At 44.0% G+C, this 23411-nt stretch carries 25 protein-coding genes and 1 tRNA gene; 17 read left to right on the top strand and 9 right to left on the bottom strand.

What is annotated here, in order from left to right:
- Positions 1-469 precede the first annotated feature (469 nt).
- From F6K64_RS10915 to F6K64_RS10935, 5 genes are all read left to right on the top strand, one after another.
- The gene (locus F6K64_RS10915; protein WP_008188263.1) at positions 470-958 is read left to right on the top strand and encodes a hypothetical protein; all 489 of its coding nucleotides are present in this window, start codon (positions 470-472) and stop codon (positions 956-958) included.
- Positions 959-1571: 613 nt separating this feature from the next.
- Entirely contained in the window at positions 1572-2084 is a 513-nt protein-coding gene (locus F6K64_RS10920) for a hypothetical protein (RefSeq protein WP_287256992.1), read from the top strand.
- The gene (locus tag F6K64_RS10925) at positions 2085-5699 is read left to right on the top strand and encodes an NB-ARC domain-containing protein (protein ID WP_353814118.1); all 3615 of its coding nucleotides are present in this window, start codon (positions 2085-2087) and stop codon (positions 5697-5699) included.
- A gap of 289 nt (positions 5700-5988) precedes the next feature.
- Positions 5989-6270: a hypothetical protein gene (locus F6K64_RS10930; RefSeq protein ID WP_287257291.1), complete on the top strand. Its 282-nt coding sequence runs from the start codon at positions 5989-5991 to the stop codon at positions 6268-6270.
- Positions 6271-6272: 2 nt separating this feature from the next.
- Positions 6273-6680, top strand: coding sequence for a type II toxin-antitoxin system VapC family toxin (locus F6K64_RS10935; protein ID WP_287257292.1), 408 nt, complete (start codon positions 6273-6275; stop codon positions 6678-6680).
- Positions 6681-6729: 49 nt separating this feature from the next.
- Here F6K64_RS10935 and F6K64_RS10940 read toward each other — a convergent pair whose 3' ends face one another.
- The 3 genes from F6K64_RS10940 to F6K64_RS10950 all read right to left on the bottom strand — a co-directional run bounded on the left by F6K64_RS10940 (position 6730) and on the right by F6K64_RS10950 (position 7866).
- Entirely contained in the window at positions 6730-7335 is a 606-nt protein-coding gene (locus F6K64_RS10940) for a hypothetical protein (protein WP_287265414.1), read from the bottom strand.
- Positions 7332-7502, bottom strand: coding sequence for a hypothetical protein (locus F6K64_RS10945; protein ID WP_287265415.1), 171 nt, complete (start codon positions 7500-7502; stop codon positions 7332-7334). The genes F6K64_RS10940 and F6K64_RS10945 overlap by 4 nt, the downstream gene beginning before the upstream one ends.
- Positions 7503-7692: 190 nt before the next feature.
- Positions 7693-7866, bottom strand: a complete 174-nt coding sequence (locus F6K64_RS10950; protein WP_154659914.1) for a hypothetical protein — start codon at positions 7864-7866, stop codon at positions 7693-7695.
- A gap of 156 nt (positions 7867-8022) precedes the next feature.
- On the opposite strand from F6K64_RS10950, the gene F6K64_RS10955 reads away from it, so the two are divergent.
- Together F6K64_RS10955 and F6K64_RS10960 are read left to right on the top strand one after the other, a co-directional pair.
- The gene (locus tag F6K64_RS10955; protein WP_008188247.1) at positions 8023-8268 is read left to right on the top strand and encodes a UPF0175 family protein; all 246 of its coding nucleotides are present in this window, start codon (positions 8023-8025) and stop codon (positions 8266-8268) included.
- Positions 8265-8771 carry a PIN domain-containing protein gene (locus tag F6K64_RS10960; RefSeq protein ID WP_287248051.1) on the top strand — a complete coding sequence of 169 codons (507 nt, stop codon included), beginning with the start codon at positions 8265-8267 and terminating at the stop codon, positions 8769-8771. Before F6K64_RS10955 ends, F6K64_RS10960 begins: the two co-directional genes overlap by 4 nt.
- Before the next feature lie 506 nt (positions 8772-9277).
- Here F6K64_RS10960 and F6K64_RS10965 read toward each other — a convergent pair.
- From F6K64_RS10965 to F6K64_RS10980, 4 genes are all read right to left on the bottom strand, one after another.
- Entirely contained in the window at positions 9278-9838 is a 561-nt protein-coding gene (locus F6K64_RS10965) for a Uma2 family endonuclease (protein ID WP_008188244.1), read from the bottom strand.
- Positions 9835-9984, bottom strand: coding sequence for a hypothetical protein (locus tag F6K64_RS10970; protein ID WP_154659913.1), 150 nt, complete (start codon positions 9982-9984; stop codon positions 9835-9837). The genes F6K64_RS10965 and F6K64_RS10970 overlap by 4 nt, the downstream gene beginning before the upstream one ends.
- 157 nt (positions 9985-10141) lie before the next feature.
- Positions 10142-10336: a hypothetical protein gene (locus tag F6K64_RS10975; RefSeq protein WP_008188242.1), complete on the bottom strand. Its 195-nt coding sequence runs from the start codon at positions 10334-10336 to the stop codon at positions 10142-10144.
- A gap of 162 nt (positions 10337-10498) precedes the next feature.
- Entirely contained in the window at positions 10499-10687 is a 189-nt protein-coding gene (locus tag F6K64_RS10980; RefSeq protein ID WP_044494793.1) for a hypothetical protein, read from the bottom strand.
- Between the two features lie 409 nt (positions 10688-11096).
- Here F6K64_RS10980 and psb28 point away from each other — a divergent pair, with 409 nt between their 5' ends.
- Both psb28 and thyD read left to right on the top strand, forming a co-directional pair.
- Positions 11097-11483, top strand: a complete 387-nt coding sequence (gene psb28 / locus F6K64_RS10985) for a photosystem II reaction center protein Psb28 (RefSeq protein WP_287265417.1) — start codon at positions 11097-11099, stop codon at positions 11481-11483.
- Between the two features lie 106 nt (positions 11484-11589).
- On the top strand, positions 11590-12507 hold the full coding sequence (gene thyD / locus F6K64_RS10990) for a thylakoid membrane protein ThyD (RefSeq protein ID WP_008188239.1): 918 nt from the start codon (positions 11590-11592) through the stop codon (positions 12505-12507).
- A gap of 98 nt (positions 12508-12605) precedes the next feature.
- On the opposite strand, the gene murA is transcribed toward thyD, so the two are convergent.
- Positions 12606-14003 (bottom strand): UDP-N-acetylglucosamine 1-carboxyvinyltransferase, encoded by a 1398-nt coding sequence (gene murA / locus F6K64_RS10995; protein ID WP_008188237.1) that lies wholly within the window; start codon positions 14001-14003, stop codon positions 12606-12608.
- A gap of 320 nt (positions 14004-14323) precedes the next feature.
- Here murA and F6K64_RS11000 point away from each other — a divergent pair.
- Positions 14324-14407, top strand: a tRNA-Leu gene (locus tag F6K64_RS11000).
- 17 nt (positions 14408-14424) lie between these two features.
- On the top strand, positions 14425-15213 hold the full coding sequence (locus tag F6K64_RS11005) for a TrmH family RNA methyltransferase (protein WP_287265419.1): 789 nt from the start codon (positions 14425-14427) through the stop codon (positions 15211-15213).
- A gap of 363 nt (positions 15214-15576) precedes the next feature.
- On the opposite strand, the gene F6K64_RS11010 is transcribed toward F6K64_RS11005, so the two are convergent.
- Positions 15577-16113 (bottom strand): jacalin-like lectin, encoded by a 537-nt coding sequence (locus F6K64_RS11010; RefSeq protein WP_009149063.1) that lies wholly within the window; start codon positions 16111-16113, stop codon positions 15577-15579.
- A gap of 634 nt (positions 16114-16747) precedes the next feature.
- Here F6K64_RS11010 and lpdA point away from each other — a divergent pair.
- The 6 genes from lpdA (at position 16748) to ftsE (ending at position 23334) form a co-directional block, all read left to right on the top strand.
- Positions 16748-18178 carry a dihydrolipoyl dehydrogenase gene (gene lpdA / locus F6K64_RS11015; RefSeq protein ID WP_287265420.1) on the top strand — a complete coding sequence of 477 codons (1431 nt, stop codon included), beginning with the start codon at positions 16748-16750 and terminating at the stop codon, positions 18176-18178.
- Between the two features lie 140 nt (positions 18179-18318).
- Complete coding sequence (trpC, locus tag F6K64_RS11020) at positions 18319-19206, top strand: indole-3-glycerol phosphate synthase TrpC (RefSeq protein WP_009149054.1); 888 nt, start codon at positions 18319-18321, stop codon at positions 19204-19206.
- Between the two features lie 66 nt (positions 19207-19272).
- Positions 19273-19557: a DUF5340 domain-containing protein gene (locus tag F6K64_RS11025; protein WP_009149053.1), complete on the top strand. Its 285-nt coding sequence runs from the start codon at positions 19273-19275 to the stop codon at positions 19555-19557.
- A gap of 411 nt (positions 19558-19968) precedes the next feature.
- Complete coding sequence (locus F6K64_RS11030) at positions 19969-21123, top strand: pyridoxal-phosphate-dependent aminotransferase family protein (RefSeq protein WP_009149052.1); 1155 nt, start codon at positions 19969-19971, stop codon at positions 21121-21123.
- A gap of 517 nt (positions 21124-21640) precedes the next feature.
- Positions 21641-22420, top strand: coding sequence for a WecB/TagA/CpsF family glycosyltransferase (locus F6K64_RS11035; protein ID WP_044494355.1), 780 nt, complete (start codon positions 21641-21643; stop codon positions 22418-22420).
- 242 nt (positions 22421-22662) lie between these two features.
- A complete protein-coding gene (ftsE, locus tag F6K64_RS11040) occupies positions 22663-23334 on the top strand; it encodes a cell division ATP-binding protein FtsE (protein WP_009149044.1) in 672 nt (223 codons plus the stop codon).
- Positions 23335-23411 lie beyond the last annotated feature (77 nt).

Below are 23411 nucleotides of genomic sequence, written 5' to 3' on the forward strand. Positions count from 1 at the left end.
ATATCATTTAAATTTTGTAGGACTACTTATGAAAATAATTGTCAATAAAATACCAAGGTAAGTATTCAGCCATTTGCTTAGGGTGCGGGTAGCGCATTAGCTGTTGGCCTAGCCTGCGCGTAGCGCATATGCTTACAGCAGGGTTTATTGATAACTATCTCCGGTTTATTGACAAGATGCCTTTGCCCTGCTAACCTTTTTAAAAGCACTTTCAACTTTTAGGTGCGCTTGACGCAAGCGCACCTTTTGATGCAGCTTTTAGGCGCTCCTACTAAGATAAAACTAATACAGCGTTTTTCATAGCTATGAAGTACACATAATTTTTTACCTCTTCTATCTTCCCTATTATCTCTTCCCTGTTCTTTTCCCCCCTTATTAAGGGGGGTTAGGGGGGATCGCTGTTCCCTAAAACCCAGAACTTTGTCCCTAAACCAATTGAAAACTACTCTAATTCTAGAGATATAAATTTATGATATTTCACATATCTATTGCCGCAGATAATCCTTACCACGTAGCCACGGTACTAGCAGAAATCTTTAAGGGAAATTGCATTGAATTTGCGCCTCACCCAGGAAGTTATATGACCTTAGCCTTTGATCAATATGGAACAGCTATTGAAGTTTATCCTAGGGGCACGGAATTAAAGCCTGGAACTAACCAACAAGAATTACAGTTCTTAAATAATGAAGCTAGTTCCAAATTTACCGCTACTCATGCCGCCATTGCCGTTCCCTTGAATCAACAAGAAATCGAAAAAATTGGTGAACGAGAACAATGGCGAGTTGTTCGCTGTAGCCGAAAGGGATACTTTGATGTCATGGAATTGTGGATTGAAAACACCCTATTGCTAGAACTCCTAACACCGGAAATGGCGCACCAGTACACTCAAGTCATGGAACCTAACAATTTAACCCAATTAATCGAGCAATTTAAAAACCAAAAGGCAATTAACAACTGAATATAGAGAACAGAAATATTGATGTAGATGTAGGGTGGGCAGTGCCAAAGATAGATAACAGCAGCTGGGGATAGCATGAGTAGGCACTGCCCACCAAAGAATTAATCACAATAGAATATTGATGTAGGGTGGGCAGTGCCAAAGATAGATAACAGCAGCTAGAGATAGCATGAGTAGGCACTGCCCACCCTACTAACTAACTACTAACTAACTCACTAAAAAAATCCACCTCACCCCATTAAGATGTAGGGTGGGCAGTGCCAAAGATAGATAACAGCAGCTAGAGATAGCATGAGTAGGCACTGCCCACCCTACTAACTGAATATAGTAGATGTAGATTTAGATGTAGGGTGGGCAGTGTCAAAGATAGATGTAGATGTAGGGTGGGCAGTGCCAAAGATAGATAACAGCAGCTAGAGATAGGATGAGTAGGCACTGCCCACCAAAGAATTAATCACAATAGAATATTGATGTAGGGTGGGCAGTGCCAAAGATAGATAACAGCAGCTGGCGATAGCATTAGTAGGCACTGCCCACCCTACTAACTACTAACTAACTCACCCAATTTAAAAATACTATAATAAACCAAGACTCTGAATAATCTCCTTCAAAAATGGAACCATTAGCTGCTGCCGTTGTCGCTATTTCTACTGTGCTAGCCACTAAAGCCCTAGAAAAAACTGGGGAAAATGTCGGGCAAGTTGTTTGGGACCAGACTAACCAGTTTGTAGAATCCCTGAGAAACCAGTCTCCAGATACAGTAATGGCTATCGAGCAAGCCCCAGAGCAAGCACTTGATTATGCCAAGGTGGCATTGGAGGTAGAAGCAGCAGCCAAGCAAAATCCGGAAGTTGCCCAAAGTATCGAGCGTTTAGTGACTACTGTTGATGCTGAAGCTTTGCCTAACTTAGAAGAAATTCTTGAAAAGATTACCAAAGCTTTGGAATCCCATCAGGCTATCCGTGAGAATTACAACCTTGAGAATGTGAAAAACTTTGCCAAAAGGGATATTAATCAAGGTAATACTAATATTGGAAGAGATAGTATTGGAAGAGATAGTATTGGAAGAGATAATATTGGAGGAGATAGTATTGGAAGAGACAAAATAACTAATAATTATAATTGACTGCAGTCGCCTGGGAGGCAGGTTAACCAAACTCGACCTAATCAAGCACCCCCACTACCTCCGTATTATGTCGAGCGCCCGGAAGTAAGCCAACGACTAAAACAAATTCTGTTATCCCAAGAAACTGCTAGAGCTGGCACTTTAGTGGTTAGTGCCATCTATGGCTTAGGAGGCATTGGTAAATCCACGTTAGCTGCAGCATTAGCCCATGATCCAGAGGTTCAATCCCATTTTCCCGATGGGATTTTTTGGGCTACTTTAGGTCAGCAACCTGATATCTTATCGTTTCTAAGTACGTGGATACAGCAATTAGGCGATTATGACTTCAAACCGATTAATATTGATAGCGCTTCTTTACAACTAAGAACGTTATTATCCGATAAAAAAGCCTTGTTAGTGGTGGATGATGTTTGGCATCCTGACCATGTTGAACCCTTTCGAGTAGCAGGGGATCGCTGTCGGGTTTTAGTAACTACCAGAGAAGCCCCGGTTAAAGGTGCGATTCGCTATGATTTAGATGTGATGACTCTAAATCAATCCTTGGAGTTATTAACGTCTTGTTTAAGGAACGGATTAACTAATCAAGAACTCGACTATGCTGAAACCTTAGCCAAAACTGTCGGCTACTTACCCCTAGCTTTAGAATTAGCAGCTGCCCAAGTTAGGGATGGATTCTCTTGGGAAGAGTTACTGGATGAGTTACAAGCAGAAATTGCTGATTTAGAAGCTTTGGATCGATGGGAAGCAGAGGAAGAGCCAAGTGACGCCAAGCGCAAAAACTACAGTCTAGTGGCTTCCTTTAATCTCAGTTTAAAGCGATTATCCGCCGAGAGATTGAATAAATTTGCTTGGTTAGGGGTACTGCCGGAGGATGTCACTATTACTGAAACCATGGGGACTACCTTATGGGACTGTAATTTATTTCAAGCAAAAAAAACTTTACGATACTTACGACAAAAAGCGTTATTACTACCAGGGGTCTCTAGTACCCAAGGAACTAACTATCGCCTCCATGACCTGTTACATGATTTAGCCCGTAATCTGCTGCAACCAGAGCTAGGATTATCCATTACAGAAGCTCATCAGCAATTATTACAACGTTATCACACTAAGACCGAAAAGGGATTATGGCATACCTTACCTGATGATGGTTACATCTATAACCACTTAACCTGGCACCTAGAGAAAGCTGAAAAGATAGATCAAATTCATCAACTCTTGAAAGAAGAAACTCCAGCAGGATCTAACGGTTGGTATTGGCAGTGTGATAGACAGGGAAAAACTGCCAATTTTGTAAAGGATGTATCGAGAGCTTGGAAAATAGCAGTAGCTAATTTTAGAGAAAATTCTACAGAATCGATTAGTCTACAGTGTCGGTATGCTCTGATTACCACATCCCTCAACAGCTTGGCCGGAAATATTCCTCCAGAGTTAATGGCAGCATTAGTTAAGAACAAAATTTGGACGCCAGCTCAAGCACTGGCTTATGTGCGACAAAATAAAGATTTTAGTAGTCAAGTAGAGGGTTTGGAGGCAATTAGTGAGTATCTTCCCCCTTCTTTATTACCGGAAGCTTTAGATTGCGCCAGAGGGATTTCCTGTGAAGAATCCAGAGCTAGAGCCTTAGTATACTTAGCCCCCCACTTACCGGATGTGTTACCAGAAGCCTTAGATTGCGCCAGAGGGATTTTCTATGAAAAATACCGAGTATTAGCCTTAATCGCTTTAGCCCCCCACTTACCGGATGTGTTACCAGAAGCCTTAGATTGTGCCAGAGGGCTTTCCCATGAATTCCTGCGAGCCGATGCCTTAGGAGCCTTAGCCCCCCACTTTCCCGAAGAGTTGTTACCCCAAGCCTTAGATTGCGCCAGAGGGATTAAGTATGAAAAAGACCGAGCCCATGCCTTAGTGGCCTTAGCCCCCCACTTACCGGATGTTTTACCAGAAGCTTTAGATTGCGCCACAGGGCTTTCCTATGAATCAGACCAAGCCGATGCCTTAGTCGGCTTAGCTTCCCACTTTCCCGATGTTTTACCCCAAGCCTTAGATTGCGCCAGAGGGATTAAGTATGAAAAAGACCGAGCCCATGCCTTAGTGGCCTTAGCTCCCCACTTACCGGATGTGTTGTTACTCAAAGCCTTAGATTGCGCCAGAGGGATTTCCGATGAATCAGACCGAGCCGATGCCTTAGTGGCCTTAGCCCCCCACTTACCGGATGTTTTACCAGAAGCTTTAGATTGCGCCACAGGGCTTTCCCGTGAATCAGACCAAGCCGATGCCTTAGTCGGCTTAGCTTCCCACTTTCCCGATGTTTTACCCCAAGCCTTAGATTGCGCCACAGGGCTTGACCATGAAAGGTACCGAGCCGAAGCCTTAGTGGCCTTAGCCCCCCACTTACCGGAAGAGTTGTTACCCAAAGCCTTAGATTGCGCCAGAGGGCTTGACCATGAATTCCACCGAGCCGAAGCCTTAGTGGCCTTAGCCTCCCACTTTCCCGATGTGTTACCCCAAGCCTTAGATTGCGCCAGAGGGATTTCCGATGAATCAGACCGAGCTGATGCCTTAGTGGCCTTAGCCCCCCACTTTCCCGATGTGTTACCCCAAGCCTTAGATTACGCCAGAGGGCTTTCCCATGAATACCACCGAGTCAGAGCCTTAGTGGCCTTAGCCCCCCACTTACCGGAAGAGTTGTTACCCAAAGCCTTAGATTGCGCCAGAGGGATTGACTATGAATCAGACCGAGCTGATGCCTTAGTGGCCTTAGCCCCCCACTTACCGGAAGAGTTGTTACCCCAAGCCTTAGATTACGCCAGAGGGCTTGACCATGAAAACTACCGAGCCCATGCCTTAGGAGCCTTAGTCCCCCACTTACCCGATGTATTACCCCAAGCCTTAGATTCCGCCAGAGGGATTTCCGATGAATCAGACCGAGCCCATGCCTTAGGAGCCTTAGTCCCCCACTTACCCGATGTATTACCCGAAGCCTTAGATTGCGCCAGAGGGATTTCCGATGAATCAGACCGAGCTGATGCCTTAGTGGCCTTAGCCCCCCACTTACCCGATGTATTACCTCAAGCCTTAGATTGCGCCAGAGGGATTTCCGATGAATCAGACCGAGCCCATGCCTTAGGAGCCTTAGCCCCCCACTTACCGGATGTGTTGTTACACCAAGCCTTAGATTACGCCAGAGGGCTTTCCCATGAAAACTACCGAGCCAGAGCTTTAGTCGCCTTAGCCCCCCACTTTCCCGATGTGTTACCCGAAGCCTTAGATTGCGCCAGAGGGCTTGACCATGAATCAGACCGAGCCAGAGCTTTAGTCGCCTTAGCCCCCCACTTTCCCGATGTATTACCTCAAGCCTTAGCTTGCGCCAGAGGGATTTCCTATCAATTATTCCGAACCTATGCCTTAAAGGACTTAATTAAGACCTTAACTCCTTCATCAGTTGATTTTGATCTTTGGCAACAAATTCTTGATGCTTTAGCTAGTCTAATCCGTCCCCATTTTCTTGAAGCTCTTCCTGAATTAGCTCCTTTAATTATCAAGTTTGGGGGTATTGAAGCCCTAGGAGAAACGGTGGCAGCGGTTGATGATGTTAGTCGATGGTGGAAGTAGGGAATAGGGAGTAGGGAATCGGGAATCGGGAATCGGGAATCGGGAATCGGGAATCGGGAATCGGGAATCGGGAATCGGGAATCAAGGATAGAGGATTTATGATTAGCTTTAGTGGGTGTGGAGCGAATGGGTGTTAGGATTCAGTTGATGCCTGTGCCATGGGGAAGAATTGCGCTAAGCTAATGTTAGCTTAATCATGGGCAAGTTTAGTTTTGCTAACTAAGCTAGACTATATATAACCTAAATTAATCATAAGTAAGCCTCTCATCTCATCAAAACAATACTATCCATGGAAAACGTCAATCAAATCACATTAAATTTACCAATAGATTTGCTGAAAACTACAGAAGAACTAATTCAAACAGGACTAGTCAATAATCTTGAGGAATTAGTTGTGTTAGCCTTACATCATGAAATTGTTAAACTTAAACAATTACAGCAACAAAATCAACAGCTACCAGAAAATAACAATGATGTAGATGATCCCATTTGGGGACTCGGAGATAATCCAGTTGTGGGTGGAGTCAGTGATGCTTCTACATCTATTGATCAGTATTTATATAACTATTAATAATGAATTGCTTGTTTTTAGACACAAGCTATCTTATAGCTTTAGAATTGGCTGATGACCAAAATCACCAAATCACGTTAAATCATTGGCAAAGTTTAGACAGAAAGACTTTAAAATTAGTTACAACGTCTTATGTTTTTGATGAAGTGGTAACCTTCTTAAATAGTCGTTATCTTCATAGTAAAGCGGTGGAGATAGGAAAACGTTTACTAACCAGCTCTGTAGTAGATTTGATTCAGGTTAATGAAGTTCTTTTTTTAGAAGGATGGGACTATTTTCAGAAATATCAAGATAAATCATATTCGTTAACAGATTGCCTATCTTTTGTGGTGATGAACAAGCTAAAAATTAATGTTGCTTTAACATTTGACCAACATTTTGTACAAGCCGGATTTATTAAGTTACCATAAAACGTAATTCTTAGGGGGTGCATTTCATAGTAAGCATTCAGCTATGGTTTCAAGTCATAATCCCGACTAAAATTTCCAGCAACTGGGTTAACTCTTCTGGGACGATGTAGCGCTTGGGGTCTTGTTGTATGGAACGTTCAAGGCGATTAAAAGTACCGAAACGCCAGTCTTCTCCGGTGGTAACAATGCCATACAAAATTCTCTGGTCAGACTCGATCCACTGATCAAGGGCAACCAACTCCACCGCCAGTTGAGTGAAGCCCCGTACCAGATCAGATTGTTTGGCTTCGATCACAATCAAGTTATGGTTAGCAATGTAATAATCTAAGGTTCCCCGCAGGTGTTCGTTAACAGCAATAGAATATTCAATGTAAATGCGGTGATTAGTTAGATCGACTACTTCAAACAGAATTGGTGCGATCAGGGCTTCGCGACGGGCAGTTTCGTTGATCAGCTCAATGCGCTTGCGGTTACGCTGGAGTTGGTGCAGCAGGGGTTCAATAGCAGCAGTGAAAGGCTGACGGGGAAGATCGATATGCGATCGCACAAAGGTACAGTCAAATTCAGCCAAGATATCTTCTAGGGTAAAGGGAAGGTCAAAATATTGCCTAAAACTGTAAGGCTGTCCAGCTTTGAGAATGCGGCGGCGGTTCATTTGTGGTTAGTCTTCCTTTCTTGAGCAATTTCCTGCTTAATCTCCTGCACAAGCTCGATAATTTTCTCCCTTGAATCATACCCCGATTCTGTCAACGCCTGCTTTAATCCCTCTTGCAACTGTTTAGCTGACAGGAGTGGTTGCTGTTGATAGTTACTGACTTCCAAAACCTATTTACCTCCCCATCTGTTTCGTCAAACATAATAATTACTCCTACTGGCTTAGGGGGAGTATATTCAATTGGGTAGTCTAAGGATAATTGACCTGATGGATCGATTTTTCCACTAGCAGTAATTGCTTTGATCATAACTAGTTGTGGGGGCGTAGTCAGTTAACTACTATAATTTTACAGTATTTTTAAATGGGGTGAGGTAGAAAGTTCTGGGTTTTAGGGAGTCGGGAATCGGGAGTTGGGAGCAGGGAAGAGATAAGAGACAAAAGACAAAAGGCAAGAGCGATGCAGCGCGGTCTTGGGGAGGCAGTGCGGTCTTGGGGGTTCCCCCCATGAGCAACTGCCGTGGTTTCCCCCATGAGCGACTGCATCAAGACGGCAAGATTTAATCAACGATAGAGGAATTATGATTAGCTTTACTGGGTGTGGCTTTAACGGGTGTTATGATTCAGTTTAAATTTATGATAAAATTAAAGTAACTATTCATAATATATCAATTACTTAATAGTGTAGCTATGAGTGTAGTTATCCCTGACGATATTGTCCAAGCTAGCCAAATGACTGAGGATGAATTCAAACTTGAAATTGCGCTGATGCTCTATAAGCAAGACAAAATTAGCAGTGGCAAAGTCCGTGCCTGGACGGGTTTAACTGTGATTGAGTTTCAGCATGAACTGGCCAAGCGCGGTTTAGATTTGAATTATGATGTTGCTGATTTTGAAGCAGACCTTAAAACCCTACAATCGATGAGTTTGCTGTGATTATTATTAGCGATACATCACCGATTACTAATCTAGCAGGCATCAATCAACTTAACCTCTTGCATCGCTTATATGGTTCTGTGATTATTCCCGTTGCTGTCTACAATGAAATGGTTGGTATCGGAAAAATTGTACCTGGAACAGTAGAAGTTCAAACCTTATCTTGGATTAAAACTCATGCTGTTTCAGATAGGCAGCAAGTTATCACACTTCAGGAAAGTCAAGAAAGCATCGATTTAGGTGAAGCAGAAGCGATCATATTAGCATTGGAAATGGATGCCGATTTGCTACTGATGGATGAGCGACGGGGACGAGCAGTTGCTCAAGAATTGGGGCTAACTATTGTGGGCTTACTGGGCATTCTCGTGCAAGCCAAGAAAAGTAATTTAATTCCGGCAGTTAAACCATTAATGGATCAATTGATTGAAACAATGGACTTTCGTATTAGTCCTCAATTGTACCAAGCAATTCTCCAAGCTACCGACGAAGAAAGTACATTATAATCTTAAAAGAGGGAGGATTTTATCCTTCTTGGGTTTTAGGGAGTAAGTTGTCTAATTCTTCTCACCCATTCGCTACTATTTTGAGTATCTTGTCGATCACGACCCATACCAATAAAAGGTTGATTGTCTAATTACAGAGGATTAAGAGATGCCGGTTTTTCTGTTAAATACTGTTTTTTGAATACTTCAATGATATCGGCAATAATGTTTTGATCGTCTTCTAGTAGTTCTTGAATATTTTTTATCAGTTGTTATAGGTCACGCATAAGTCTTAGGAAGTATGTTCAATAACTTTCTATAAATCCATTATACAAAGTTATTGGTTTTTGGCTTATGCCACCACAACACCCATCAATGGGTGCATCTCATATTTGTAAAAAAAAAGGAGTAAGGTATAAATTTACCTTGAATATCTGATTGCTTTCATCTAATGCCCGTTCCCGTAGCTTCTCCCTCGGATAATCCCTTGGCTGTAGGCTGAAGGCTGACAGCTGATGGCTGACGGCTTACATTACATCTTCATACAAAGCCTCAAGACTAGTCCTAAAATCCACAGTTTCTAGATTAATCTCACTGCCCGGATCATAAAATTGCAATGTCCAAATTCCCTCAGAATTTCGGCGGAAGCAGTCTAGCCGCTGATGGTTTTGGCTAATTAAAACATATTCCACCAAGGTGTCTAATTTTCGATAATTATAAAATTTGTCACCCCGGTCAAAGGCTTCAGTCTTGGGAGATAAAACTTCCACAATTAAACAAGGATATTTTTTATAATTGCTCAATTCTCGGTCTCTGGCATCGCAAGTCACCATAACATCAGGATAATAATAACTATTGGATGCTTCAACATAAGTTTTCATATCTGCCATATAAACCCGACAGCCAGTGCCCCTGACATGATTTCTTAAGGCTGAAGCCAGGTTAAGGGCAATAGTAACATGGGCATCACTCGCCCCAGCCATGGCATAGACTTCTCCATCAATATACTCGTGTTTGATGGCACTATCTTCTTCGTAGGATAGATAGTCTTCTTTGGAAATGTAATTGGGACTTTTATCAGCAATCATGACAGTTTCAAGACAGTGACACTATTAGTATAGAATAAAGGGAGTAGGGAGTAGGGAGCAGGTAACAGGGAACAGATAAGAGGCAAAAGGCAAGAGGCAAGAGGCAAGAGGCAAAAGGCAAGAGGCAAGAGATAAGAGTTAATCAAGGATAGAGGAATTATGATTAGCCTTACTGGGTGTGGCGTGAACGGGTGTTAGGATTCAGTTAAAGAGAGTAAAGCCATTGCTGACATTGTTGTGCTTCTAATTTGTCATTGGGAGAAGATAACAACCCTAAAAGGCCGGTATCGACAAAAACAATCATTAGTAGCTATATAGTTTAGAGCCTTCTGGACGAAAACTATCAACAATTTGTTTAAAATTTTCTAAATCTTCCTGTCGAATTTTAGCTTCTTCTTGAGTGATTTCCTCTTCAAGGCGTTTTCTTAGCCATGCCAGAGCAGGTTGATTGAGTTTATAGCGTTTATAGGATTTATGAGGTACGCTTTTCAGCCTCAAAGTCCCCCTTTTTAAGGGGGATTTAGGGGGATCCCTACCTCATGGGATAGAGAATTGCTATAATTTGTTCTTCAACAGTTTTCCCTCTATGTTTTAAGTAGGGGGCAAAATGACTTTGAGTATTCTTTGCCATAGATTTTAACACCTTGTTTACTTCATAGTTTACTTCCTTAAGTATAATCCAAGGATAAATGCGATCGCTTCGGGAAGGGGAGGACGAGGGAGATCGATATGCGATCGCACAAAGGTACAGTCAAATTCAGCCAAAATATCTTCTAGGGTAAAGGGAAGGTCAAAATATTGGCTAAAGCTGTAAGGTTGTCCAGCTTTGAGAATGCGGCGGCGGTTCATTTGTGGTTAGTCTTCGTTTGTTTTTAGGGAATTCGGAGCAGGGACTTAAGAGCAAGAGTAAAGATAGAAAACTAGTTTTTAATATTATGAACAATCACCAATACTGTTTATCAACTATTTATAAATTAAATTTTATACCTAGATTTTATACTTCAACATCCTCAAGTAACTGGAAATAATCTCCAAAATTATTGCTTAGGAAGAGTCAAAAAAAATACCAATTAAAGTAGGGTGGGCAAAGTAATCTAATCTAAACGACTCAAAATAACCAAACTTTCTTTGCCCACCCTACAAGCTCTCTTCCCGACTCCCGACTCCCGACTCCCGATTACCTTGTACCTATAAAAATAATTTTGTCAACCCCTCCTCAGGCGATATACTAAAATTTAACCATGTTTTTATATTTAAAATGAACTCCTCAACACCATCCATCCAATTCTTTGACGGTATTTATGAACAGCTGAGTGACGTCAGCCTCAGAAAAAACCGACGGTCAGGAGCCCGCATCGTCTTGATGACCTTTGAAAAGTTAAAGGCTATTGAACAATTCAACAGTTATAGAAACCGATTTTCTCAATCAATGGTCTTAACAGACGAAGAAGGGGTCATTGCTATGACTCCTTCCTCAATAAAATTTCGCTTCGGTGGTCCAGAAGGAGATGAGCTAGCAGGAGTGGAGTGTAAAGTTGAAATTGACGAAGACGACCACTGGGAACGCTTCATGCGCTTCATGAATCGGTACGCTGAAGCCAACGGCATGGCTTACGGTGAAACCAAACCATCAACTGAAGGATAATTACCCATCCTAAACATTTTCCCCCGTCTTCCCGTCCCCGTATCCCCGTGTTAGCCTAACCGATGAGTATGGTATCAGACACGATATAGAGTATCAAGGATGAAGTATGAAAGTCGCAATTACTGGAGCAACAGGATTTGTCGGTAGCCGCTTAGTGGAGCGTCTACAGGAAGAAGGACATCAACCCTTAATTATAACCCGTAACTCAGCTAAAGCTACGGCGCAATTTCCCAATATAGAAACTATTGCCTACACTCCCACCGAATCAGGGGATTGGCAAAATGCGATCGCAGGCTGTGATGGTGTAGTCAATTTAGCCGGAGCCCCGATTGCTGAGGAGCGCTGGACACCAGCCCGTAAGGAAGACATCCTCAATAGCCGCCAATTAGGGACCCAAAAAATAGTGGAAGCGATCGCCCTTGCTGACCCTAAACCCACGGTATTAGTAAACGCTTCTGCCATTGGTTACTACGGCACTAGTGAAACAGTAACCTTTGATGAAACAAGTCCTGCTGGAGAGGACTTTCTGGCAGAGGTTTGTCAAGCCTGGGAAGGGGAAGCCCAGAAAGTCCAAGATGCAGATGTGCGACTAGTGATTCTGCGCATTGGTATAGTTTTGGGCAATGGCGGTGCCCTAGCGAAAATGATACCCCCCTTTCAAATGTTTGCTGGAGGGCCAATCGGTACCGGTCGCCAATGGTTTTCTTGGATTCACCGAGATGACTTAGTGAACTTAATCATAGCTGCCCTAACCCGACCAGACATGGAAGGGATTTTCAATGCCACAGCTCCCAATCCTGTCTTGATGTCCGAACTATGTAAAGCCATTGGAGATGTTCTCAATCGTCCCTCCTGGTTACCAGTTCCCAGTGTTGCTCTAGAAGCCCTTTTGGGAGAAGGAGCCATAGTAGTCTTGGAAGGTCAACAGGTGCTACCCAAACGAACCACTAGTTATGGATGGGAATATCAGTATTCCACAGTAAAACAAGCTCTAGTAGACATATTGAAAACTGAAAATTGTTAATTGTTAATTGATAACAGATAACAATTAACAATTAACAATTAACAATTTCTAAATGACTAATGACTAATAACTAATGACTATAACTACTACGGTAACTACTACGGTGTTGCAGTCATGGCATTAGTGGGAGTCGGAGGAAGTTCCTCTTCCTCTATCTGAGCCGGAACCCGTTCTACTCTAGCACCAAGTTGTCGCAGTTTCCCCTCCAAGTCTTCATAACCCCGGTCTAAATGACGGAGTCCTTGAATCGTAGTTATTCCTTCTGCCGCTAACCCAGCGACCACAAGTGCAGCAGATGCCCGTAAATCCGTACCCACTACTGGTGCTCCCGACAACATTGGCACACCTCGGATAATCGCATTATTCCCTTTAACCCGTATATCCGCCCCCATGCGATTCAATTCGGCAACATGACGCAGCCGATTTTCAAAAACCGTTTCGCTAACAACACAGTTTCCTTCACTCAGAGCCAGCAACGCCGTAAACTGGGCTTGCATATCCGTAGGAAATCCAGGATAAGGCAAGGTTTCAATATCCGTTGCCCTTAGTTTATTAGGAATAATTCGTAACCGATTGGGTGCCTCAACCATCACCTCACTACCAATTGCCTGTAGCTTAGCAATCACAGCAGTTAAATGTTCCGGTATTACTGGGTAAAGGCTCAGTTCAGAGTGGGTAATTGCCCCAGCTACCAAGAAAGTTCCAGCCTCAATCCGGTCAGGAATAATTGGGTAATCCACCGAATGTAAACTAGAAACCCCAGAGATACTAATAGTTTTAGTACCAGCACCACTAATTTGAGCTCCCATCGCTCGGCAGAAATTCGCCAAATCCTCCACTTCTGGCTCTTGAGCTGCATTTTCAAGGGTGGTTTCCCCTTCTGCCAGAGTCGCTGCCATCAGCAGAGTTTCCGTTGCCCCCACACTGGGGTAATCCAGGTAGATTTTCGCCCCCTTTAGCTTGTTGTTACCTGTTCCTTTCACATAAGCATTGACAATGCCATGCTCAATATGAACCTGAGCGCCCATAGCTTGTAGACCCCTGACATGGAGGTCTACTGGTCTAGCACCAATAGCACAGCCACCAGGCAGTGGTATCCGTGCCACTCCCAATCGCGCTAGGATCGGACCGAGGATAAAAAAGCTAGCTCGCAGCTGGCTCACCAACTCATAGGGAGCTTTTGATTGTCCGATATGGCTGACATCTAGGTCTAAGATGTCACCACTGCGTTTGAGCTTCACTCCCACAGCAGCAAGAATCTGGCTCATACGCTCGATATCTACTAGGGAGGGCACATTACGCAGTCGGCAATCTTGAGAACACAGTAAAGCCCCTGCCATAATTGCCAAGGCAGAATTTTTAGCTCCACTAATTTTTACCTGTCCGTGGAGAGACGCTCTACCCCAAATCTTGAGAACCGATTCGTTTTCCTGGGACAGAGATGGGGGATTTATCGGGCTTTGAGAGTGATTAATGGGTCTATCCTCCAAAATCATTATAATTTCTGGCGAAATGTTAAATTTGGTTTTGATTTTACCTGAAAGTTTTTAAATGTCTAGTTTTCCACGTATCTTGATCAAATGTCAGGTTTTCCACTATACTCAGAAGTTGGCAATGTAAACCGGTAAATTTTCAGGCGTTGCGGCTATCGACAACAAACTTGTCCACAATAGCAGTAAATGCTGTATACTAAAAAACCGGTGAGCTAATAGAGCAACCCCCATAGCAACCCTAAGTTGAATCCTAAACCGTGACAGTTATGACTCAGGACTGACCACTCTCGGAATCACCAACGATTGCTATAGCGCCAACAAACGCGGAACTGGCGGAATTGGTAGACGCGCTAGATTCAGGTTCTAGTGTTCGCAAGGACTTCCGGGTTCAAGTCCCGGGTTCCGCATAATTAACCAAACTGGTATGCTCACAAGCACCAAGAATCCCCTAGTCAAGGAAATTCGGAAGCTGCACAGAGTCAAAGGACGTCGGCAGCAAGACCTATTTCTGTTGGAGGGAACCCACCTGTTGGCAGAAGCCTGTGCCGTAGATTATCCCCTAGTCACCCTCTGCTATACATCAGAATGGCTTGAAGCTCATCCACAACTATCCCAAGATGCTTCCGTTCGGTCTCAAAGAGTGGAAGTGGTAAGTCAGTCTGTACTAAAAGCGATCGCTACTACAGTTGAGCCAGATGGAGTAGTAGCCACAGCAACCCGTCTTCCCCTTTCCCCGAAACCCCTCAATTCCCTCTCCCTAGGGCTGGCTCTAGAAACCATACAAGACCCAGGAAATCTTGGAACAATCATTAGAACTGCGGTAGCCGCTGGTGCGGAAGGATTGTGGCTAAGTTCCGATAGTGTAGAGCTAGATAATCCTAAAGTATTGCGAGCCTCAGTCGGTCAGTGGTTCCGTCTGCCCATGGCAGTTACCCCCCATTTGCCCACCCTCGTAGCTCAAGCTCAAGCTCAAGGGATACAAGTAGTGGCCACAGTACCAGATGCTAAGGTCAGTTACTGGGACATAGATTGGCGCTGTCCTAGCTTAATACTCCTGGGCAATGAAGCAGCTGGACTTAGGGAAGACTTGGTAAAAACAGCAGATCAGCAAGTGAATATTCCCCTGATGCCAGGAGTAGAATCCTTAAATGTAGCCATTGCTGCTGCCTTGATGTTGTACGAAGCTAAACGGCAACGTTTTTTTAAAGTCTGATATCATGTCTGTTTGAATACTTACACTTTGGTAAATCGAAGGCAGAGGGCAGAAGGCAGAAGGCAGAAGTAAAGGAATAAGGTTTAATCGGAGATAGTTTTTATCACTAATTATCCGGACATGATATAAAGTATAAAGTCTGAGGTAGGCTGGTTGACTGACAAAACTCAACCAGCTTAGTTAAACCACCTTACTTTAAAGGCATCTACATCTAATTTTATGATTTTTATAAAAAATAGTGTTCTTGGAATTCCAAAAACACTATATAAATTGCCTTATCAAAAAAACAATAAAGCAGGGTTTATTAAGAACTATCTCCGGTTACCCAACAAGATGGGAATACGGATGATAACTATCCCCAGTTTATTCACACCCGGTGTCGATATAGACTCCCAAAGAGGTGAGATAGCCACTGGCGCTGCCGAAGAATGATTGAATGGTGGGTTGGGCAGCTTTCAAGGTGAATGGCTTTCGGTTTGATGTTGCTTGCATAGTACCAAACGGACCATAGCTCTTGCCCTTAAGAGTCTTAAATGTTAATTGGGCAATTAAGGGTTTGTTGCCAGCATATGAATAGTCGGCAACGTAACCATCTACTTCTACTAATGGATCATCTGCACTAAAAGAAATGGTGGTCTCTCCGCCACCAGTACCCCCATTCTGAAATGATTTTCCATTGGCATAACTTACCTTAAAGCCATCAATAATAAAGCCGTGATGAACGGTGATTTCAGTAATTGGACCTAATGTTCTGGCCTCAGGGAAATTATAAAATTCAGTGGTTGTCCGTCCTACAGGGCCATCAATAACTTGGGCTTGGGCAGGAGAAACCCCTAGTGTTGTGCTCAGCAAGACTACTGCAGCCAATAGTCCAATCAACTGAAAAAATCGCTTAAACATTACTTAAAACCTCAATCTTTTAAAGGATTTGTAACCCTCCAGAATCTAGCAGGTATGTTAGCCAAAATCTTGAATTATTTAAGGAAATTTTATAGTTATAAAAAAAATATTATTTTTGACAGGTGATGGTTCAATATATGCTCAGTATTTCAATGGTAAGAGGCAAGAGGCAAGAGGCAAGAGGCAAGAGGCAAGAGGCAAGAGGGGAAACAGATTCGGGGTTTTATGGTTCAATAAAAAAAGAGCGATGAAGGGGCGATAGCTTGAGTACAAATGCTCTGCATAAGTGACATGCACCCCATCTAACTTAAGTAAGTTGAAAAAAATCTATAGTTATGACCTGTAACTAATAACAATTAAGGGATTGGGGCTAGCTAAAATTTTTTCTATAGCGGTTTCTAGCCTAATGAGGTACACAGGAGTTTTTCCGTGTTCCCTGTTCCGTGTTCCGTGTTCCGTGTTCCGTGTTCCCAGATCCGCTGTTCCCAGATCCGCTGTTCCCTATTCCCTTTGGGATCCTTGATACTTCATACTTCATCCTCCCAATCTTAATACTTGGGCACTTGCAATCGTGGATTGCTCAAGTTGAAAATAATAAGGACGAAGCATAGCCAATCTAACTCAGGAGATAGATGTGAGTCAAGACTTTGATTACGATTTAGTGATTATCGGTGCTGGTGTGGGGGGTCATGGTGCTGCCTTACACGCAGTTAGCTGTGGTCTGAAAACCGCTATGATTGAAGCCGCTGACATGGGCGGAACTTGTGTCAACCGGGGCTGCATCCCTTCTAAAGCTCTATTAGCCGCATCAGGTAGAGTGCGAGAGCTACAGGACGCTCATCATCTCAATGCCCTTGGGATTAAAGTAGCTGGGGTTGAGTTTGACCGAAATGCGATCGCAAATCATGCCAGCAATCTAGTCAGTAAAATTCGTGGTGACCTGACCAACAGCCTAAAACGCTTGGGTGTGGATATTATCAAAGGCTGGGGTAAAGTTGCTAGTAATCAAAAAGTAACCGTTGTTACAGACAATGGTGAAAAAACGATCACAGCTAAAGACATTATGATATCCGCTGGTTCAATTCCCTTTGTACCCCCAGGAATTGAGATTGATGGCAAAACCGTATTTACCAGTGATGATGCCATAAAACTAGAATGGCTGCCAGATTGGGTAGCAATCGTGGGCAGTGGTTACATTGGTCTAGAGTTTGCCGATGTCTACACAGCACTAGGATGTGAAATCACCATGATCGAAGCCCTAGACAACCTGATGCCAACCTTTGACCCTGATATTGCCAAACTAGCCACACGAATACTGATCAAACCTCGGGACATTGAAACCCACACTGGGGTGCTAGCGATGAAAGTAACTCCCGGTTCCCCTGTGGTAATTGAACTAGCAGATGCCAAAACTAAGGAAGTAGTCGATGTGCTCGAAGTCGATGCTTGTCTGGTCGCTACAGGTCGGATTCCCGCCACCAAAGACCTAGGACTAGATGCCGTAGGTGTGGAAACAAACCGGCGCGGTTTTATTCCCGTAGATGACACCATGGCAGTACTTTCAGCAGGGGAACCCGTGCCCCATCTTTGGGCAATTGGTGATGCCACTGGGAAAATGATGTTAGCCCATGCCGCATCCGCTCAAGGTATTGTCGCAGTAGAGAATATCTGTGGACGTCAGCGCACCGTAGACTATCGCAGCATACCCGCAGCCGCCTTTACCCATCCAGAAATCAGCTACGTCGGCCTGAGCGAACCACAAGCCAAACAATTGGCCTCCGAAGAAGGCTTTGAAGTATCCGTTGTAAGATCTTACTTTAAGGGGAATTCTAAAGCGATCGCAGAAGGAGAAGCAGATGGGGTAGCGAAAGTGATCTACCGTAAAGATACCGGGGAAGTGCTAGGAGTCCACATCCTAGGTATCCACGCCTCCGACTTAATTCACGAAGCCTCAAATGCGATCGCAAACAGACAATCCGTCAACTCCCTCGCCTACCTAGTCCATGCTCACCCCACTCTCTCAGAAGTACTCGACGAAGCTTACAAACGAGCTGTAACTCATTAGTCATAATCCTTTGTTAATTGCTAATTAACAAAGGATTATGAAACTGACGCACTGAGGGACTGACGCACTGAGGGACTGACGCACTGAGAGACTGACGCACTGAGGGACTGACGCCAAACACGGACTATATAAAACTACTGATGCAAATTCGCCGACGCCCACCTAATCCAGCAGTTAAAATCCAAACCCTGCACTATCAAGTTGCATTACCAGACGATAAACCCCACCATATTCTCGAAGAAATTGTCTGGCACAAAGAGAAAGAAATTGACCAGATGCGGGAAAGTCTGCCCCTAGTGGAGTTGCGCAAGGGAGTACAAACAGCACCACCCCCCCGAGACTTTCTAGCAGCCCTAAAATCAGGAAAGACTAGCCCTGCCCTGATTGCAGAAATCAAAAAAGCATCTCCTAGCAAGGGGGTTATTCGAGAAGATTTTGACCCAGTAGCCATTGCTCAGTCATACTGCCAAGGTGGTGCTAGTGCGATCTCAGTGCTGACCGATCAAAAATTCTTTCAGGGTAGTTGGGAAAACCTGGCAAAAGTTCGTGCTGCTGTAGACATGCCTTTGCTGTGTAAGGAGTTCATCATCTATCCCTACCAAATGTACATGGCTCGTAGTCACGGAGCAGATGCAGTTTTATTGATTGCAGCCATCCTTTCCGATCAAGACCTGCAATACTTTATCAAAATTGCTAAGACTCTGTCGATCACCCCCTTGATCGAAGTCCATACCCAATCTGAATTAGATCGAGTATTATCTCTCGATGGCGTTACCCTAGTAGGTATAAACAATCGTAACTTGGAAGATTTTTCCGTCGATTTACAAACAACCTGTCAAATACTAGCAGCAAGGGGTAACCAACTACTCGAACGTGGCATTCTGGTAGTCAGTGAATCAGGGCTTCATACCAACGCTCACCTTGATCAGGTAGCATCTGCCGGAGCCACAGCCGTCCTGATTGGTGAGTCATTGGTAAAACAGCCAGACCCAGCAGTTGCTATTGCCAGCTTGTTTAGCCATCAGTGACCCATAGCCCAAAAAAATAGTCAATTGTGATGGCAGACTCAGACTCACCGAGGTACAGCAAATTTCATGGATCCAATTCCCCTTCCATCTTATATTCACTACGAACTGCTGCTCCAACTGCTAGAGCGCCAAACAGCATTTGCTACCAGTCAAAACCCCCAATTGCGAGAGCAGGTTCATGAATTGATCAGTACTCTGCGTAAAGCCCGAGCTCAACAGAAGCAATTAGAACAAAGCTGTCAGCGAGCCAACTTGCCCATGGAGTATCGCTGGTCTCTCAACAGCGTCAAGTTGGATGCCCATGATTCAACAAATGGTTTACCGGATTCAGCAGGAAGACTCCCCCATTAAATAGTCAACAAATTGTCAACTTCATAAAAAAAAACTAAGAAATTTAGTCAGAGTATCTCATTTGAGCCAATATATTTTGAGATTGTTACCTACTCCTGAGGAGCGTTACTCCCACTGTCGGCATCAATAACACATGCTCGCTATGGCTCCGAACTAAAGAGTGTCCTAACTGCAGGGTGTCAATATACAAAGACTTGAAGGCAAGTTTAAATCTAGCGCGGCTGGGTTGGTCGTGTAAGCATGGGTGGGGATAACCGCTCCCATGCTCCGGTGGTGAAACGCCAAATTAACCCCTAAATTAACCTTGAATTTCCGGTTTTGTCCGGTAAGATCCAAGACTTAATCGGTCACTTCAGAGTAACTAACCAATCATCAGATCACAACAACCCTAGATACCAAGACTAACTACAGATGGAAGACAAGCTCAAACTAATGATTCCTGGCCCGACGCCAGTACCAGAACAAGTATTACTGGCCATGGCCAAACACCCGATCGGACACCGTAGTCCCGAATTTAGCGAAATCATGGCAGAGGTCAATGAAAACCTCAAATGGCTACACCAGACCAAAAATGATGTCTTGACTGTAACCGCTAGCGGTACCGGAGTCATGGAAGCTGGCATTATTAACTTCCTCAGTGCAGGCGATCGCGTTTTAGTTGGTTCTAATGGTAAATTTGGCGATCGTTGGGGAAAAATCAGTACTGCTTTTGGTCTGGAAGTGGACACCATTACCGCCGAGTGGGGTAAGCCCTTAGATCCGGAGCAGTTTCGCGAAAAGCTAGAAGCTGATACCGAAAAGCAAATCAAAGCCGTAATCGTCACCCACTCTGAAACCTCTACTGGCGTTCTCAACGACTTAGAAACCATAAATCGTTACGTCAAAGACCACGGGGAAGCCCTAATTATTGTTGACGCAGTTACCAGTCTTGGAGCAGTCAATGTACCCATTGATGAGTGGGGTCTCGATGTAGTAGGCTCTGGTTCCCAGAAGGGATACATGATTCCCCCAGGACTAGGATTTGTCAGTGTTAGTCCTAAAGCTTGGGAAGCCTACAAAACGGCTACCCTGCCCAAGTTTTACCTAGATTTGGGGACTTACAAGAAATCTACTGCTAAAAACAGCAATCCCTTTACCCCGCCAGTGAACCTAGTCATTGCCCTACAAACTGCACTGGGCATGATGAAAAGAGAAGGGTTAGAATCAATATTTTCCCGTCACCAGCGTCTGATGGAAGCAACTCGTGCCGCCGTCAAAGCCCTATCATTACCTTTGTTTGGTTCTGATGAGTATGCTAGCCCAGCCGCAACTGCAGTGATTCCCACATCAGTAGAGTCCGAACAAATCCGTTCTGTGATGAAAAAACGCTATAACATTGCTCTAGCTGGGGGACAAGACAACTATAAAGGAAAAATATTCCGCATTGGTCACTTAGGTTTTGTCAGTGAGCAAGATATTCTTACTGTCATTGGTGCTCTCGAAGCCACCCTTCAGGAATTAGGACACCAATCCATGACACCAGGAGCAGGTATTGCTGCTGCTGCTAGTGTCTTTGCTAAGAGCTGATTAACAGTTTATGGTTGACGGTTGACGGTTGACTCTGTTCTGCGCTAAAAGGTCAACCGTTGGCCTACGGCCACGCTACGCGAACAACTCCTAATAGTGTTTTTAATTGTTAATGAAACTTCCGCCACCTAAGTTCAGCAAGGATGGGGGAATAATTCCTAATTGAGTTCAACAGCACCATCAAATCCCAATTCTCAATTAGGACCCAATCACATACCCAATTCCCAACCCAATTCCCAAGTTTTCCTGATCAGTACGAAATCCTAAGGAGTTAATTAAAGAAGTTTTGGCTCTGCCATAAGAGATCATCCTAAATAACCGCCCAAATCTGTTATGCCCTGACTGGGAAAAAAAATTTGACTTGATCAAAAGTTTTTTAACTCTCAAAGCAATGCCCAGTAATGATTTCAGCATCAGTTAAATTCCAATTACCATAACAAGTTCGGAAGAGCCGAAGGGTTTAACTGGTCTTACGTAGAATAAAATACATGGGTGATGTGAGGGTATGCAAAAGCCAATGTTTGAAACAGCTGAACAATTTCCTGTCTTGGGGTTACCCGTTCACCTTTTAGACAACTATAGTCATTACTTAGATGATCGTCTCACCAAAGGTCTAGGTAGTCATGTGGTAACTCTAAATGCTGAAATGGCAATCCAGGGAGAGCGCAACCCTGAGCTAGCTGCCGTTATCAAGCAGGCAGAACTAGTGATTCCTGATGGGGCAGGTATTATATTTTACTTACGACTCCACGGAAAAAAAAAGCAGCGCTGTCCAGGAATTGAACTAGCTCAGTCTTTACTGGTCAAGGCTGGACAATACGGAGAATCTTGCCCAGTGTTCTTCTATGGGGCAGCCCCTGATGTAGTCCAAAAAACAGCTAGGGTTTGGCAGAAGAGAGTTCCAAAATTAGCGATCGCAGGAATTAGTCATGGCTACCTCAGTGCAGAAGCAGAGGAAGAATTAAAGCTGACCTTAAAACAACAGCAGCCCAAAATCATATTAGTCGGCTTAGGTGTACCACGTCAAGAATTTTGGATTGCCCAGAATCGCCACCTGTGTCCCCAATCCACTTGGATTGGTGTTGGTGGTAGCTTTGATATCTGGTCAGGGGCTAAAACCCGTGCGCCAGCCTGGTTCCGGAACAATAATCTTGAATGGTTATATCGGTTGTATCAAGAACCCCACCGTTGGCGGCGAATGATGGTTCTGCCTCAGTTTGCTCTCAAAGCCTTAGCTCAAAGAATAATGGTTTTCCCTCAGTTTGCTCTCAAAGCCTTAGGTCAAAGGTTGGCATAACCTAATCCCTATCCCTGATCAATAGACCTCAAAGGATTAGTTCGCACCATTAGTATTGTTTCGTATTGTTTTTATGCGATCGCTAATGGGGATCGGCTGTGTGCTCAAGCTTGCGTCCGCAGCTTATTAGCCCCGTGGAAGGCCAGTTGTTCATCTGACTCCCGATCTCCCCATCTCCGGATCTCCCCATCTCCCCACACCTCCCACACCTCCCACACTTCCCTATCTTTCCCTAATCCCTAATGACCCAGAAAGCGATAATCAAATTACAAGGAGTAACAACAACCTATCCCAACAACCGAGGTTTGTTTAACGTCAATCTAGAAGTCAAGTCAGGAGACTTTTTATTTATCACAGGGCCTTCTGGTGCTGGTAAATCCACATTGCTAAAGTTACTCTATGGTGAACAGCGCCCCACCCAAGGGAAAGTATTTGTCGATCAATTCAATGTTGGGCAATTACGAGGCGATCGCTTGTCATTCCTACGCCGTCGCCTGGGGATTGTTTTTCAGGACTACAAACTAATTCCCAAGCGAACTGTGTCAGAGAATATCGCTTTTGTTCTGTGGGCACAGAGTTTCACTCGCAAAGAAATTAAGCGACGCCTAACACCAACCCTTAAATTAGTCGGTTTGCAACACAAAGCCAACTGTTTTCCAGAGCAACTTTCAGGAGGAGAACAACAACGGGTAAGCCTGGCTCGTGCCATTGTTAGTACACCGCCCTTGATATTAGCTGATGAACCAACAGGTAACCTCGATCCCGACAATTCTTGGCAGGTATTAAACATTCTCAGGAAACTCAATCACCTAGGCACTACAGTTATTGTCACAACTCATGATGAAAACTTAGTCAGAATCTCCAATCAGCCAGTAGTACAGCTGCGAGAAGGACGTTTGTCTTGTCCTTTTTAGAAGCAATAGTTTACGATTACGATTTGTTTGCTGGTTTCCCTAACCTTACCCCATAATTTTTAATTATACATTAGACT

Source organism: Moorena sp. SIO3A2 (assembly GCF_010672265.1).
Taxonomy (GTDB): Bacteria; Cyanobacteriota; Cyanobacteriia; order Cyanobacteriales; family Coleofasciculaceae; genus Moorena; species Moorena producens.

What these genes read in the sequence shown, in the direction of transcription:
- thyD (WP_008188239.1), top strand. Translation starts at nt 11,590, where the DNA reads ATGAAAGTCGCAATTACTGGAGCAACAGGATTTGTCGGTAGCCGCTTA.
- F6K64_RS11010 (WP_009149063.1), bottom strand. Translation starts at nt 16,113, where the DNA reads ATGTTTAAGCGATTTTTTCAGTTGATTGGACTATTGGCTGCAGTAGTC.
- F6K64_RS10920 (WP_287256992.1), top strand. Translation starts at nt 1,572, where the DNA reads ATGGAACCATTAGCTGCTGCCGTTGTCGCTATTTCTACTGTGCTAGCC.
- F6K64_RS10930 (WP_287257291.1), top strand. Translation starts at nt 5,989, where the DNA reads ATGGAAAACGTCAATCAAATCACATTAAATTTACCAATAGATTTGCTG.
- F6K64_RS11035 (WP_044494355.1), top strand. Translation starts at nt 21,641, where the DNA reads ATGTTTGAAACAGCTGAACAATTTCCTGTCTTGGGGTTACCCGTTCAC.
- ftsE (WP_009149044.1), top strand. Translation starts at nt 22,663, where the DNA reads ATGACCCAGAAAGCGATAATCAAATTACAAGGAGTAACAACAACCTAT.
- F6K64_RS11025 (WP_009149053.1), top strand. Translation starts at nt 19,273, where the DNA reads ATGGATCCAATTCCCCTTCCATCTTATATTCACTACGAACTGCTGCTC.
- psb28 (WP_287265417.1), top strand. Translation starts at nt 11,097, where the DNA reads ATGAACTCCTCAACACCATCCATCCAATTCTTTGACGGTATTTATGAA.
- F6K64_RS10940 (WP_287265414.1), bottom strand. Translation starts at nt 7,335, where the DNA reads ATGAACCGCCGCCGCATTCTCAAAGCTGGACAGCCTTACAGTTTTAGG.
- F6K64_RS10950 (WP_154659914.1), bottom strand. Translation starts at nt 7,866, where the DNA reads ATGGGGGAAACCACGGCAGTTGCTCATGGGGGGAACCCCCAAGACCGC.
- F6K64_RS10965 (WP_008188244.1), bottom strand. Translation starts at nt 9,838, where the DNA reads ATGATTGCTGATAAAAGTCCCAATTACATTTCCAAAGAAGACTATCTA.
- F6K64_RS11030 (WP_009149052.1), top strand. Translation starts at nt 19,969, where the DNA reads ATGGAAGACAAGCTCAAACTAATGATTCCTGGCCCGACGCCAGTACCA.
- F6K64_RS10935 (WP_287257292.1), top strand. Translation starts at nt 6,273, where the DNA reads ATGAATTGCTTGTTTTTAGACACAAGCTATCTTATAGCTTTAGAATTG.
- F6K64_RS11005 (WP_287265419.1), top strand. Translation starts at nt 14,425, where the DNA reads ATGCTCACAAGCACCAAGAATCCCCTAGTCAAGGAAATTCGGAAGCTG.
- F6K64_RS10915 (WP_008188263.1), top strand. Translation starts at nt 470, where the DNA reads ATGATATTTCACATATCTATTGCCGCAGATAATCCTTACCACGTAGCC.
- murA (WP_008188237.1), bottom strand. Translation starts at nt 14,003, where the DNA reads ATGATTTTGGAGGATAGACCCATTAATCACTCTCAAAGCCCGATAAAT.
- trpC (WP_009149054.1), top strand. Translation starts at nt 18,319, where the DNA reads ATGCAAATTCGCCGACGCCCACCTAATCCAGCAGTTAAAATCCAAACC.
- F6K64_RS10955 (WP_008188247.1), top strand. Translation starts at nt 8,023, where the DNA reads ATGAGTGTAGTTATCCCTGACGATATTGTCCAAGCTAGCCAAATGACT.
- F6K64_RS10980 (WP_044494793.1), bottom strand. Translation starts at nt 10,687, where the DNA reads ATGAACCGCCGCCGCATTCTCAAAGCTGGACAACCTTACAGCTTTAGC.